General features: G+C 65.6%; 12 protein-coding genes. 6 read left to right on the forward strand and 6 right to left on the reverse strand.

Features of this window, described 5'->3' with window-relative positions; all coding sequences use genetic code 11:
- The first annotated feature begins 62 nt into the window (after nucleotides 1-62).
- On the forward strand, nucleotides 63-1055 hold the full coding sequence (locus OSH12_RS16940; RefSeq protein WP_266344779.1) for an LLM class flavin-dependent oxidoreductase: 993 nt from the start codon (nucleotides 63-65) through the stop codon (nucleotides 1053-1055).
- A 36-nt stretch (nucleotides 1056-1091) separates the two neighbouring features.
- On the opposite strand, the gene OSH12_RS16945 is transcribed toward OSH12_RS16940, so the two are convergent.
- The 4 genes from OSH12_RS16945 to OSH12_RS16960 form a co-directional block, all read right to left on the reverse strand.
- Entirely contained in the window at nucleotides 1092-1652 is a 561-nt protein-coding gene (locus OSH12_RS16945) for a biotin transporter BioY (RefSeq protein ID WP_266344780.1), read from the reverse strand.
- Between the two features lie 34 nt (nucleotides 1653-1686).
- Nucleotides 1687-2286 carry an energy-coupling factor transporter transmembrane component T family protein gene (locus OSH12_RS16950; RefSeq protein WP_266344781.1) on the reverse strand — a complete coding sequence of 200 codons (600 nt, stop codon included), beginning with the start codon at nucleotides 2284-2286 and terminating at the stop codon, nucleotides 1687-1689.
- Entirely contained in the window at nucleotides 2283-2957 is a 675-nt protein-coding gene (locus OSH12_RS16955; RefSeq protein WP_266344782.1) for an energy-coupling factor ABC transporter ATP-binding protein, read from the reverse strand. The genes OSH12_RS16950 and OSH12_RS16955 overlap by 4 nt, the downstream gene beginning before the upstream one ends.
- Before the next feature lie 90 nt (nucleotides 2958-3047).
- On the reverse strand, nucleotides 3048-3659 hold the full coding sequence (locus OSH12_RS16960; protein WP_266345038.1) for an exonuclease domain-containing protein: 612 nt from the start codon (nucleotides 3657-3659) through the stop codon (nucleotides 3048-3050).
- 152 nt (nucleotides 3660-3811) lie between these two features.
- Between OSH12_RS16960 and OSH12_RS16965 the strand changes: the two genes are divergently transcribed.
- Both OSH12_RS16965 and OSH12_RS16970 read left to right on the forward strand, forming a co-directional pair.
- Nucleotides 3812-4189: an MbcA/ParS/Xre antitoxin family protein gene (locus tag OSH12_RS16965; RefSeq protein ID WP_266344783.1), complete on the forward strand. Its 378-nt coding sequence runs from the start codon at nucleotides 3812-3814 to the stop codon at nucleotides 4187-4189.
- The gene (locus tag OSH12_RS16970) at nucleotides 4149-4943 is read left to right on the forward strand and encodes an RES family NAD+ phosphorylase (protein WP_266344784.1); all 795 of its coding nucleotides are present in this window, start codon (nucleotides 4149-4151) and stop codon (nucleotides 4941-4943) included. Before OSH12_RS16965 ends, OSH12_RS16970 begins: the two co-directional genes overlap by 41 nt.
- Nucleotides 4944-5336: 393 nt before the next feature.
- On the opposite strand, the gene OSH12_RS16975 is transcribed toward OSH12_RS16970, so the two are convergent.
- Entirely contained in the window at nucleotides 5337-6539 is a 1203-nt protein-coding gene (locus OSH12_RS16975) for an MFS transporter (RefSeq protein WP_266344785.1), read from the reverse strand.
- A 530-nt stretch (nucleotides 6540-7069) separates the two neighbouring features.
- Between OSH12_RS16975 and OSH12_RS16980 the strand changes: the two genes are divergently transcribed.
- Nucleotides 7070-7711 (forward strand): 2-dehydro-3-deoxy-phosphogluconate aldolase, encoded by a 642-nt coding sequence (locus OSH12_RS16980; RefSeq protein WP_266344786.1) that lies wholly within the window; start codon nucleotides 7070-7072, stop codon nucleotides 7709-7711.
- Between the two features lie 250 nt (nucleotides 7712-7961).
- Nucleotides 7962-8933, forward strand: coding sequence for a tellurite resistance TerB family protein (locus OSH12_RS16985; RefSeq protein WP_266344787.1), 972 nt, complete (start codon nucleotides 7962-7964; stop codon nucleotides 8931-8933).
- 235 nt (nucleotides 8934-9168) lie between these two features.
- Here the strand turns inward: OSH12_RS16985 and OSH12_RS16990 are convergent, their stop codons facing one another.
- The gene (locus OSH12_RS16990; RefSeq protein ID WP_266344788.1) at nucleotides 9169-10353 is read right to left on the reverse strand and encodes a pyridoxal phosphate-dependent aminotransferase; all 1185 of its coding nucleotides are present in this window, start codon (nucleotides 10351-10353) and stop codon (nucleotides 9169-9171) included.
- Between the two features lie 136 nt (nucleotides 10354-10489).
- On the opposite strand from OSH12_RS16990, the gene OSH12_RS16995 reads away from it, so the two are divergent.
- Nucleotides 10490-12286 carry an IlvD/Edd family dehydratase gene (locus tag OSH12_RS16995; RefSeq protein ID WP_266344789.1) on the forward strand — a complete coding sequence of 599 codons (1797 nt, stop codon included), beginning with the start codon at nucleotides 10490-10492 and terminating at the stop codon, nucleotides 12284-12286.
- Nucleotides 12287-12671 lie beyond the last annotated feature (385 nt).

Genomic DNA, 12671 nt, shown 5'->3' on the forward strand with positions numbered 1-12671 from the left:
GCCCGGCCGACCTCGGCCGGGCGAAGTTTTTTCCGGCCTTTGCCGCATGATTGGGGATTGCCATGACGCCCTTGTCCATTCTCGAACTCGTGCGCGTGACGGAAGAGACGGATGCGAGGGGTGCGCTCGACAATGCCCGCGATCTCGCCGGCCATGCCGAGGGCTGGGGCTATAACCGCATCTGGGTGGCCGAGCATCACAACATGGCCGGCATCGCCAGCGCCGCGACCTCGATCGTGCTGGCCCATATCGCGGCCGGCACCAACACGATCCGGGTCGGCGCGGGCGGCATCATGCTGCCGAACCACGCGCCCTACATCATCGCCGAGCAGTTCGGCACGCTGGCGCGGCTGTTTCCGGGTCGCATCGATCTTGGCCTCGGCCGCGCGCCCGGCACCGATCAGATAACGGTTCGGGCATTGCGTCGTCCGCCGGGCAATTCCGACAATTTTCCGCAGGACGTATTGGAATTGCAGGCGTTTCTGGCGCCGGCCGGACCGGATCAGCGCATCGTGGCTGTTCCGGCTGCGGGCACGGAAGTGCCGCTCTGGATCCTTGGATCGAGCCAGTTCGGCGCGATGCTGGCGGCGGAACTCGGCCTTCCCTATGCCTTCGCCTCGCATTTCGCACCGGATCTGCTTTTGCCGGCGCTGGAGATCTATCGCAGTCGCTTCAAGCCGTCGGAGCAGCTCGACCGGCCCTATGCCATGGTCGGCGTCAACGTGATCACGGCGGACACGGACGCCGAGGCGACCCGCCTGGCGACGACACAGCAGATGTCGTTTACCGACATGTTCCGGGGCGCGCGCGGGCTTTCCAAGCCGCCGATCGACGATATCGAGACCTATTGGTCGCCGATGGAGAAGGCGCAGGCGATGGGCATGCTGGCTCGTTCGATTGTCGGCTCGCCGAAGACGGTCCGTGCCGGCCTGGAGGCGCTGGTCGAGGAGACAGGCGCCGACGAGTTGATCCTCGTCACCGACATTTACGAGCATTCGGCGCGGCTGCGCTCGGTCGAATTGACCGCCGCGCTGTGGGGGATCGGCGCCGGTTAACAGCGCCAATCCTGGTAGCGATCCGGTAGCGCTTCGTTAGCGCGCCGTCTGCATCAGCGGATAGGAGCGCCGCACCGTCTCGGCGATGACGGCGGCGACCGCCGCCTTGATCAGATCGCCCGGCACGAAGATCATCGAACCCTTGGTCGCGTCCCAGAGCGACAGCTTGGCGACCATGGCGAGCCAGGGGATGCCGATCAGGTAGACGATGCCGATGCCGCCAATGGCGGAGAACACGAAGAACCAGACCGTGTTCATCCGGCGCCAGTTCAATTCGGTCAGCCAGCCGGTGACGAAGGCGCCGATCGGCCAGGCGATGATGAAGCCAGCGGTCGGTCCGAAGAAGACGGAGAGGCCGCCATGGCCGCCGGCGAGCAGCGGCAGGCCGAGCGCGACCAGCAGCACGAAGAGCAGGATGGCGAGGGCGCCGCGCTTGGCGCCGATCAGCGAGCCTGCCAGCATCACGCCGAGCGTCTGCGCGGTGATCGGCACCGGCAGGAAGCCGATCTGGATGGCCGGCACCAGATTGATCGCCGCCATCAGGGCCGCGAACAGCGCGATATAGACGATGTCGCGGGTCGATACGTCCTTGGTCATCGGATGGGTCCCCTATCCCGATTTGGATGTCAGTTTAGCGCTCATAGCCGCGCGCCTCGATGGCGTCGGCGAGTTCATCGGCGGATTTCAGCGTGCGGATGACGAGCGGCACGATCAGCGCCAGCGGATTGGCGGCGAGCCCGCGCGCCGCTTGCGCCTCGCGGATATGGCGGAATTCCTCCGCGATCAGCGGCACGAAGCGAATGGCGAGCGCGATGGCGAGCCCAACCTTCTCCGGATTGACGCCAAGCGGCCGTAACGGCCGGAGGAGCCATTCGACCAGTTCCGCCATTTCCGAGATCGGCGTCGACAGCGTCACGGCGCTGGCGAGCAGGATCAGCGTCGCGAAGCGGGCGACCGCGAGTATGCCTTCGTCGATTGAGCCGAACAGCAGGTGGAAGACGAAGATGAGGCCAAGCAGGATCGCCGGCCCGCGCAGTTGCGCCATCAGTTGCCGAAACGGTGCGCCGGTAGAGAGATAGATCGCGAAGGCGACCGGCACGCTCAAGAACACGACCAGCGTCGACGGAACCAGGAAAAGCACGAGCGAGATGGCGACCAGCGCCAAAACCTTGGCGCCGGCGGAGGCGCGGTGCAGCGGCGAGTGACCGGGGTGATAGAGCCCGATCGTCATTGCATCCGCTCGCGATAGAAGGGCAGCACCTCGTCCGGCAGGCCATCGGCGGCGACGCGGCCATCCTCGATCATCAGCACGCGCTCGAAGCCGGCGATCAAATCGAGATCATGGCTGACCACGAGGGTCGGATGCGGCAGCGCCTCGATGGCTTCGGCGACGCGGTTGCGGTTGCGGAGGTCGAGCAGGGTGGTCGGCTCGTCGAAGACGACGATCTCGGGATCGGTGACCAGCACGGCGGAGAGCGCCACAAGCTGCTTCTCGCCGCCGGAAAGAAGATGGACCGGCCGTTCGCGCAGATGGCCGAGATTGTAGCGGGCCAAGGCGGCGTCGATGCGGCTGTCGATCTCGCCCTTGGGGATCTTGCGCGCCTTGAGGCCGAAGGCCAGGTCCTCGCCGACGATCGGCATGACGATCTGGTGGTCGGGGTTCTGGAACACGAAGCCGACCTTGCGGCGGATCGCCTTGACGTCCTTCCTCGTATCGGTGCCGTCGACCAGCACGCGGCCGGTCTTCGGCAGGACGAGGCCGTTCAGCAGGCGCGCAAACGTGCTCTTGCCGGAGCCATTGGCGCCGACAATGCCGATGCGCCGCTCGGGCAGCGCGAGGTCGATCTCGACCAGGACAGGCCGGCCATCGAAATCATGGCTGACGGCTTCCAGAACGATCATGGAACGTCGGCGCTCCTGCTTGCGGATTGTGCGCTGCCGCATGCGATAGAGGCTGCCTCGCGCCGGGTCAATCAGGCCCGTCCGGCATTGCTAGGTTGCGACTCTGTACGGAACGTGGGTCGGCGTGATGCCCTCGGCGCGCAGCACCACCTCGGCGGCGGCGCGCGCGTCTTCGCCGGCATCGTGGTGATGGAATTCCAGCCCGAGATGAAGCTTGAGGTGGGCCAGCCCATGCCCGCCATTGCCCTTCAGTTCGGGCCAGGCGATCCGGGCGACCTGGACGCTGTTGCGCCACGACCAGCTTGGCGCGATGCACCCCGCATTCGAGCAGGCGGCGGCAATGGCGCTGCGGTCGAAGCCGGAGTGCTGGTAGATGATTGCGCCGTTCAGCGCCGTTTCCAGCACGGGCAGAATCTCCATGAAGGTCGGAGCCCCGCGCACCTTGCCGGCCGTGATCCCGTGCAGGCCGCTCCAGAGCCAGAAGTCTGTCTCCGGATCGACGAAGGTCACCCATGTCTCGATCGAATGATCATGGCGCACGCAGGCGACACCGATCTGGCAGATGCTGCCGCGATCGTTGTTGGCCGTCTCGACATCGAGCGCGAAGAAGCGGAACGGTCCCTTCGGGAGGGCGTTACGGTAGAAACGGCGACGGCCGCGAACAGGCTTTCTTCGGTCAGGGACAAGGAAACGCTCCGGAATCGCGGGGACGGCGGCTTTGCCGGTTGCCGAATGCGATAGAGGCTGTGCTGCGCCGGGTCAATTTTCACAGGCGGCTCCGCGCGCGGTCGAAAACACCATCCCTTTCATTGGAAATAAATATGACCTATATTTTCTATGGAAAGGATAGGCAGATGCTGAAACTGCAACCCGCCGCCCGGCCCGAGGCCGGACCGGTCATCACCAAGGCGGTCATCCGCGCTGCCGACCAGCTGCGCCTGACCGCGCGCGTGCTCGCCGCCACGCTTGGCGTCAGCGAGGCGACGGTGTCGCGAATGCGGCGCGACGAGTTCCGGCTTGAGCCGGGCAGCAAGCCGTTCGAGCTCGCCGTCCTGTTCGTGCGCTTGTTCCGCTCGCTCGATGCGATCGTCGGCGGCGATGGGGCGGTCGCCAAGGCCTGGCTCGACAATCCCAATCTCGTCCTCGACGGCCGGCCGATCGAGAAGCTGCAAACCGTGAGCGGGCTGGTCGATGTCATCGCCTATCTGGACGCGCGTCGCGCTCTCGTCTGAGTTCCGCGGCTTTTCCGGGCCGTGCTGGCGTCTGGTCGAGGCGCAGCATCGGGTCTCGACGCTGAAGCTCACCGATACGCTGGCCGAGCAGGCGCTGCTGGAAGAGCTGATTGAGGACGCCAAGCCGGCGATCCCGCCGGATTGCCGCCATCTCGACTTCCTGCTGGCGACGCCGTTCCGCTATGGCGCGCTCTACCCCTATGGCTCGCGCTTCCGCCGCGCCGGACGGACGCCCGGCGTCTACTACGCGGCCGAGGATCCGAAGACGGCGGTCGCCGAGATGGCGTTCTACCGGCTGCTGTTCTTCGCCGAGTCTCCCGACACGCCCTGGCCGCGAGATGCGGCCGAATACACGGCCTTTTCCGCTGAGGTCGCGACCGGCCGCCTGCTCGACCTGACAGAGCCGCCACTTGCGGACGACGCCGGGATCTGGACCGACCGCACCGACTATCAGGGCTGCCAGGCGTTCGCCGATGCCGCGCGGGCGGCCGATGCCGATATGATCCGCTACCCGTCGGTGCGCGATCCGGCGGGTGGCAACAATCTGGCGATCCTGATGTGCCGCGCCTTTGCCCGCCCGACGCCCGTCGAACGCCAGACCTGGCGGATGCGCCTGAGCGCCAGCGGCGTGCAGGCGCTCTGCGAGTTCCCGCGCCAGGCGGTTGAGTTTCCGCGCGATGCCTTCATCGCCGATCCCCGTATCGCTGGGGTGATCTGGGAACGCCCTGGCGTTTCGGGGCGGGTGCGGTCGTGAGCTTGCGGACCACAAGGTCGAGACCCCGCCAATTCCCAAAACTCGATCATCATCCTGAGGTGCCCGGCAAAGCCGGGCCTCGAAGGAGGGTTCAGGGAATTCCCTGTTTCGTCGAATTCGGCCGTAGGGAGGAAGGGGCCTCCTGGAGCCTCCTTCGAGGCTTCGCTGGCGCGAAGCACCTCAGGATGATGGCGGAGGAGGTTGACGGAGCTCGAGGGACTGGATTGTCCGGAGGCTGGTACGGACCTCTAAGCGAAAGAAAGGCCCTCACCCAACCCTCTCCCGCACGCGGGCGAGGGCTTTTGGGCCGTGCCCTGCATGAACGTCCCACGCAGGGGAGAGGCGCAGGCCGGCTCCCTCTCCCGCGAGCGGGAGAGGGTTGGGGTGAGGGCTTTACGCCGGTTGCACTTGCCGGCTTGGCAGGGGCGGGAAGGTGAGGGCGATGGCGACCGCGCCGAGGCCGACGATCGACGAACCGATGAACAGCCAAGCATAGTTCTGGAAGGTGTCGAAGATCCAGCCGCCGATCCACGGCCCGAGCGCCATGCCGACGCTCGACAGCATCGTGGCTGCCCCCAACACCGCGCCGAGGTTCTTCTGGCCGAAATAATCATGCGCTAGCACGGCATAGAGCGGCATCACGCCGCCATAGGCGGCGCCGAAGATCAGCGCCAGCAGATAGAATTGCTCCAGCTGGGCAATGGCGCTGTAGGCGGCGATGACGATGGCCTGGATCAGCAAGCCCGCCACCAGCACCGGTTTTACGCTGAGCCGGTCCGCCGCGACGCCGAAAAGCACGCGCCCGCCAAGCCCCGCCAGACCCTCGACGCTGTAGATGCTGACGGCCGCCATCGGCGAGACGCCGCAGACGATGGCATAGCTGACCATGTGGAAGATCGGGCCGGAATGCGCCGCGCAGCAGGCAAAGAAGGTCAATCCGAGAATCCAGAACTGTGGCGAACGCATCACGTCCCGCATCGACATCCCGGCTTCCGTGGAGCCCGCATTCTCGACGGACATCGCCATCGCCGTCTTGGGAGGGCTTCTCAGCAGCAGCGTCGCCGGGAGCAGCACCAGCCATGCGCCGATACCGATGACCAGCATGGCGAAGCGCCAGTCATAGGCGGTGATCAGCCAGCGCGCGAAGGGGGAGATCGTCATCGGCGCCATGCCCATTCCGGCCGAAACCAGCGAGACGGCGAGGCTGCGGTGCGTCTGGAACCAGCCCGTAACGGTCGCGATGACCGGAGCGAAGAACGCGCTGGAGGCGAGGCCGACGAGAATCCCAAAGGTCAGCTGGAATGCGAGCAGCGAGGTCGCCCGGCTCGCCAGAACCAGCGCCAGCCCCAACAGCACGGTGCCGGCCAGTACGACGATGCGTGGCCCGAAGCGGTCGCTGGCCATGCCCCAGCCGATGCCGGCCACGCCCATGACGAGGAAGTTGAGGGTCATGGCGCTCGAAATGCCGGCCCGCGACCATCCGGTATCGTGCGACATCGGATCGAGGAAAACGGCGAGCGAGAACATCGCGCCGATGGCGACGCATCCCATCAGCCCTCCCGCGAAGACGATGAGCCAGCGATTGAAATTGGTCATGCTACCTCCCGAAAATTGATTGCGGGCGCGGTGCTTCCTGTCCGCCGCCAATGAAGCACGACGAACGCATGAACTCGATTTCGACAGGGGGCATGTTTTTTTTGGGGAGGTACAGACATTCTCGCAGGCCGGATTTCCAAGAGCGCCACCATCATCCTGAGGTGCCTGGCCACAATTCGAAATCGGGGAATGGTGCTTCAGATGGCGGGCGGCGGTCGTCCAAACCTCTGGGGCTTCCAGGCGATCGACCCGTTCCGCCATCATCCTGAGGTGCTTCGCGCGAGCGAAGCCTCGAAGGAAGATCCAGCGGGCACTCCGGTATGCAGACAAGTCCGGAAGTCCGGCATCCGCCCGCGATCAGGGGGCGTTCGCTGGACCCTCCTTCGAGGCCCGGCTTTGCCGGGCACCTCAGGATGATGGTCGAGTTAAGATCCCCCGTCGGGGAGATGGCGGCTCTCGGCCCCGCTTTTCTTCGGCGTCCGATCGAGATCGCTCTTCCGCTCCGCCAACCCATTGGCTAAAAGCAAATCATGACCCAGAACCTCACCGCTCTTCTCCCCATCGTGAAAGCTGCGCCGGTTGTCCCGGTGCTCATCATCGACGACGTCAAGACCGCCGTCCCGCTCGCCAGGGCGCTGGTCGCCGGTGGTTTGACGGCGCTCGAAGTGACGCTGCGCACACCCGCCGCCCTCGACTGCATTCGCGCCATCAAGGCCGAAGTCGAAGGCGCCAATGTCGGCGCCGGCACCATCCTCAATCCGAAGCAGTTCGACGAGGCCGTCGCGGCCGGTTCGAGCTTCCTCGTCAGCCCCGGCGCGAGCCCGAGGCTGATCGCGCATGCCGCCGGTTCGCCGGTGCCGCTGCTGCCGGGCGTCGCCACGGCCGGCGAGGCGATGTATCTTCTTGAGGAAGGTTATGGCGCCGCGAAGTTTTTCCCGGCTGAACAGGCCGGCGGTGCGCCCTATCTGAAGGCGCTTTCGTCGCCGCTGCCGGGCTTGCTGTTCTGCCCGACCGGCGGCGTCAGCCTGAAGAATGCCATGAGCTACCTGTCGCTGCCGAACGTCATGTGCGTTGGCGGATCATGGGTGGCACCGGCCAGCGCGATCGCTGCCGGCGACTGGGCGGCGATCACCACCCTGGCGCGTGAAGCGTTCGAGCTTCGCGCCGCCTGAACAAGACTCGCTTGTTCGCCTCTCCGATTAGCGGGAGGCGACCGGATAGTCTTTGCCGGCAAATATTGCCGGGCCTTGGCAGGCAAGACGACAGGTTTTGGGCCGCTTCTGCATAAGGCAGGGGCGGCCTTTTCATTGCGATATCATCCTGGCCAAATGTTTTTGTTGAACGGGACAGGCATCTTGCCTTGTCGCGGCAACGGGTGCTCACTACTTCCCCACTGCGTTTCATATGGTTTTTAAAACAGGGATGAGTGAGATGATCGACGGCAAGAGCATTCTCGACCAGCTACTCGGTGCAGCAACCGGGGCACGCGGCGGCCAGGGACAGGGCGGCCTCGGTGATCTCAGCCGGATGAGCGGTTCGCTCGGCAGCGGCGGCGGCCAGCCGGCCTCGGGCGCTGGTGCCGGCGGTCTCGGCGACGTGCTGGGCAACATCCTGGGCGGCGCACGCGGTGGCGCCGGTGGCGCGGCCGGCGGCGGCGGTGGCCTTGGCGATCTCCTTGGCGGCATGCTGGGTGGCAATGGCGGCGGCTCGGCCGCTTCCGCCGGCAAATCCGGCGGTGGCGGCATCGGCGACGTCGTCGGCAAGGTGACGGAATACGCCAAGCAGAATCCCGGTCTTTCGATGGCGGGCGCCGGCGGTCTCGCCGCTGTGCTGTTCGGCGGCAACGGCCCCAAGCTCAAGGCCGATGCGCTGACGCTGGGCGGTCTCGCCGCCATCGGCACGCTCGCCTACAAGGCCTACCAACAGTACAAGGTCAACAATCCGGACGAGCCGGTCGCCTCGTCGGCTCCGGTTGGCACGCCGGCAGCGCTTCCCCCGGCGGATTCCGCCTTCCATCCGGCCAATGCGCCGGGCGGCCAGGATGCTGTCGCGCTTTCGATCGTCACGGCGATGATCGCGGCCGCCAAGGCGGACGGTACGGTTGACGCGACCGAGCGCCAGAAGATCTTGGGCAAGCTCAGCGAAGGCGGCCTGTCGGCCGAGGAGCGCGATTATCTCGACCGCGAGCTGAACGGCCCGCTCGACCTCAACAAGGTGGTGGATTCGGCAACCGGGCCTGAGCACGCGATCCAGCTTTATGCCGCCTCGCTGCTGGCGATCGATCCCGACCATCCGGCCGAGCGCGCCTATCTCGACATGCTCGCCGCCCGTCTCGGCCTTGATGCCGAACTAAAGTCGTCGATCGAGCAGGCTATCGCTGCCGCCGGTCAGTAGACCCTCAGCGAATCCCTCTCCCGCATGCGAATGCGGGAGAGGCCGTGATGATGGCGGCGCTTGCTTCACCTCTCCCCGAGGGAGAGGTCGACGCACGCAGTGCGGCGGGTGAGGGTTTACTGCCTCACCTAGTCTGGCACCGCGATGCGATACCCCGATGGTTCCCTAAACCCTCACCCGGAGCTTCGCTCCGACCTCTCCCTCAGGGAGAGGTGAAGAGAGGTTCCTCTCGCCCTTAGGCCGCCTTGATGTTGGCCTGCAAAAACTCGTCGATGCGGGCGATCGCCTTGCGGATGTTTTCCGTCGAGTTGGCGTAGGACAGGCGAATGTAGCCTTCGCCATAAATGCCGAAATCCGGGCCGCCGATCGTCGCGACGCCGGCCTGCTCCAGCAGCGCCGAGGCCAGCGGCTTGGCCTTCCAGCCCGTCGCCTTGATGTTCGGGAACGCGTAGAACGCGCCCTTCGGCGTCGCGCAGGTGATGCCCGACAGCTTGTTCATCTCCTCGACAACGACGGCGCGGCGACGGTCGAATTCGGCGACCATGGCATGCACCGCATCCTGCGGGCCGGTGAGGGCTGCGAGGCCGGCGAACTGCGCCGGGGCGTTGACGCAGGACCAGCAATTGACCGCCAGCTTGCGCACCTTGTCGACCAGCGCCGTCGGCCAGACCGAATAGCCCATGCGCCAGCCGGTCATGGCATAGGTCTTCGACCAGCCGTCGAGCAGGATGACGCGGTCGCGGATCTCCGGATAGGACAGCAGCGACGTGTGCTCCAGCCCGTCATAGATCATCTGTCCGTAGATCTCGTCCGACAGGATCGCGACATTGGGCCACTTGGCGAGGCCGGCGACGAGCTTGTCGATCTCGGCCTTGGGCGTGACGCCGCCGGTCGGGTTGGCGGGTGAATTCAGGATGATCAGGCGGGTCTGCGGCGTGATCAGCGCCAGCGTTTCCTCGGCCGAGAAGGCGAAGGCGTTTTCCTCGCGGATCGGCACGGCGATCGGATTGGCGCCGGTGAACTCGATCATCGAGCGATAGATCGGGAAGCCGGGATCGGGATAGAGGATGTCGGCGCCAGGTTCACCGAACATCAGGATCGCCGCGAACATCGTCACCTTGCCGCCCGGAACCACCACGACATTGTCGGGCGAGATCGGCGCGCCGGTGCGCTTCGAGACATCGGCGGCGACGGCTTCGCGCAGCGGCAGGATGCCGGTCGCGGGCGTATAGCCGTGCTCGCCGTCGCGCAGCGCCTTCACGGCCGCCTCGACGATGTGCTCCGGGGTTTTGAAATCCGGCTGGCCGATGCCGAGATTAATGATGTCGCGCCCCTGACGGGCGAGATCGGTGGCGCGGGCGAGCACCGCGAATGCGTTCTCTTCGCCGATGCGGTCGAAGTTGGCGACTGTCTGGAACATATGTAGCCTCCCTGGGTATGTCCTTGCGGCGGCTGATTTTGTTGCGCGCCGGGATCAGACGATCCTTGATTTCGTATGATGTTTCAGCGCATCCTCAGGCCAAAATCAAATCCGATTTTCCGGGAGCCCTCTTATCATGTCGTCCAACACGCCGCTCAAGCTTCGTTCGCAGTCCTGGTTCGATAATCCGGGCAATCCCGGAATGACAGCGCTCTACATGGAGCGCTATCTGAACTATGGCCTGACGCGCAAGGAACTGCAGTCGGGCAAGCCGATCATCGGCATCGCCCAGACCGGTTCCGACCTGTCGCCGTGCAACCGTCACCACCTGGTGCTGGCCGAGCGCGTTCGCGAAGGCGTGCGGGAAGCCGGCGGCCTCGTCATGGAATTCCCGGTTCACCCGATCCAGGAAACCGGCAAGCGCCCGGGTGCGGCACTCGACCGCAACCTGGCCTATCTCGGCCTGGTCGAGCTGCTCTACGGCTACCCGCTCGACGGCGTCGTGCTGACGATCGGCTGCGACAAGACCACGCCGGCCTGCCTGATGGCCGCCGCCACTGTCAACATCCCGGCGATCGCGCTGTCGGTCGGCCCGATGCTGAACGGCTGGTACAAGGGCGAGCGCACCGGCTCCGGCACCGTCGTCTGGAAGCAGCGCGAGCGCCTGGCCGCCGGCGAGATCGACTATGAAGAGTTCATGGAGATCGTCGCCTCGTCCGCGCCGTCGACCGGCTATTGCAACACGATGGGCACGGCTTCGACGATGAACTCGCTGGCCGAGGCTCTCGGCATGCAGCTGCCCGGTTCGGCAGCCATTCCCGCGCCCTATCGCGAGCGCCAGCAGATCGCCTACGAGACCGGCAAGCGCGCCGTCGAGATGGTTTGGGAAGACCTGAAGCCTTCCGACATCATCACCCGCGAAGCGATCGAGAACGCCATCGTCGTCAATTCGGCGATCGGCGGCTCGACCAATGCGCCGATCCACATCAACGCCATCGCCCGCCACATCGGCGTCGAGGTCTCGGTCGATGATTGGCAGACCGTCGGCCACAAGGTGCCGCTGCTGGTCAACCTGCAGCCGGCCGGCAAGTATCTCGGCGAAGACTTCCAGCATGCCGGCGGCGTCCCCGCCGTCGTCTCCGAGCTGATGAAGCACGGCCTCATCCATGAGAATGCGATGACCGTCAACGGCAAGACGATGGGCGACAACTGCCGCAAGGCCGAGATCGAGCTGCCGGACGTCATCCGCACCTTCGATACGGCGCTGGTGCAGGACGCCGGCTTCATCGTGCTGCGCGGCAACCTGTTCGACAGCGCCATCATGAAGACCAGCGTGATCTCGAAGGAATTCCGCGATCGCTACCTGTCGAACCCCAGCGATCCGGAAGCCTTCGAAGGTCGCGCGATCGTGTTCGAGGGTCCCGAGGACTACCACGACCGCCTCGACGATCCGTCGCTCGAGATCGACGAGAACTGCATCCTGTTCATCCGCGGCACCGGCCCGATCGGCTATCCGGGTGCGGCCGAAGTCGTGAACATGCAGCCGCCGGCAGCGCTCATCAAGCGCGGCATCCTCTCGCTGCCCTGCATCGGCGATGGTCGCCAGTCGGGCACGTCGGGTTCGCCGTCGATCCTCAACGCATCGCCGGAAGCCGCCGCTGGCGGCGGTCTCGCGCTGCTGAAGATGAACGATCGTGTCCGCGTCGACCTGAACAAGGGCTCGGCCAACATCCTGATCTCGGATGAGGATCTGGCCAAGCGTCGCACCGAGCTCAACGCGACCGGCGGCTTCCCGATCCCGCCGAGCCAGACGCCTTGGCAGGAAATCCAGCGCGCCATGACCGACCAGCTGGCCGACGGCATGGTCCTGAAGCCCGCGGTCAAGTACCAGAAGGTCCACCAGACCTACGGTATCCCGCGCGACAACCACTAAGGACTTCGCCCGGAAGGCTTCGGCTTTCCGGGAGTTTTCCCCTCTGCTCATGACCGGCCTCGCGGCCGGTCATGTCGTATCCGGGCGGGCGCCAGAGCGTCTCGCTGGATCCTCCTTCGAGGCTTCGCTTCCGCGAAGCACCTCAGGATGATGGCGGAGGCGGTTGATCGGACGTTGAAGCCTTGCGGGCCGTGCCTCCGAAACTCGACCATCATCCTGAGGCGCCCGGCACAGCCGGGCCTGGAAGGAGGGGCCAGGGAACTCCACGGGGGCCTGCGAACCAGAGAGCCTCGCTGGGTCCTCCTTCGAGGCTTCGCTCCCGCGAAGCACCTCAGGATGATGGCGGAGGCGGTTGGTCGGTCGTTGAAGCCTTCCGGATGGTACC

The sequence above is a fragment of the Kaistia terrae genome (genome assembly GCF_026344005.1).
In the GTDB taxonomy this organism is placed as follows: domain Bacteria; phylum Pseudomonadota; class Alphaproteobacteria; order Rhizobiales; family Kaistiaceae; genus Kaistia; species Kaistia terrae.

What these genes read in the sequence shown, in the direction of transcription:
- OSH12_RS16940 (WP_266344779.1), top strand. Translation starts at nt 63, where the DNA reads ATGACGCCCTTGTCCATTCTCGAACTCGTGCGCGTGACGGAAGAGACG.
- OSH12_RS16945 (WP_266344780.1), bottom strand. Translation starts at nt 1,652, where the DNA reads ATGACCAAGGACGTATCGACCCGCGACATCGTCTATATCGCGCTGTTC.
- OSH12_RS16950 (WP_266344781.1), bottom strand. Translation starts at nt 2,286, where the DNA reads ATGACGATCGGGCTCTATCACCCCGGTCACTCGCCGCTGCACCGCGCC.
- OSH12_RS16955 (WP_266344782.1), bottom strand. Translation starts at nt 2,957, where the DNA reads ATGATCGTTCTGGAAGCCGTCAGCCATGATTTCGATGGCCGGCCTGTC.
- OSH12_RS16965 (WP_266344783.1), top strand. Translation starts at nt 3,812, where the DNA reads ATGCTGAAACTGCAACCCGCCGCCCGGCCCGAGGCCGGACCGGTCATC.
- OSH12_RS16970 (WP_266344784.1), top strand. Translation starts at nt 4,149, where the DNA reads ATGTCATCGCCTATCTGGACGCGCGTCGCGCTCTCGTCTGAGTTCCGC.
- OSH12_RS16975 (WP_266344785.1), bottom strand. Translation starts at nt 6,539, where the DNA reads ATGACCAATTTCAATCGCTGGCTCATCGTCTTCGCGGGAGGGCTGATG.
- OSH12_RS16980 (WP_266344786.1), top strand. Translation starts at nt 7,070, where the DNA reads ATGACCCAGAACCTCACCGCTCTTCTCCCCATCGTGAAAGCTGCGCCG.
- OSH12_RS16985 (WP_266344787.1), top strand. Translation starts at nt 7,962, where the DNA reads ATGAGTGAGATGATCGACGGCAAGAGCATTCTCGACCAGCTACTCGGT.
- OSH12_RS16990 (WP_266344788.1), bottom strand. Translation starts at nt 10,353, where the DNA reads ATGTTCCAGACAGTCGCCAACTTCGACCGCATCGGCGAAGAGAACGCA.
- OSH12_RS16995 (WP_266344789.1), top strand. Translation starts at nt 10,490, where the DNA reads ATGTCGTCCAACACGCCGCTCAAGCTTCGTTCGCAGTCCTGGTTCGAT.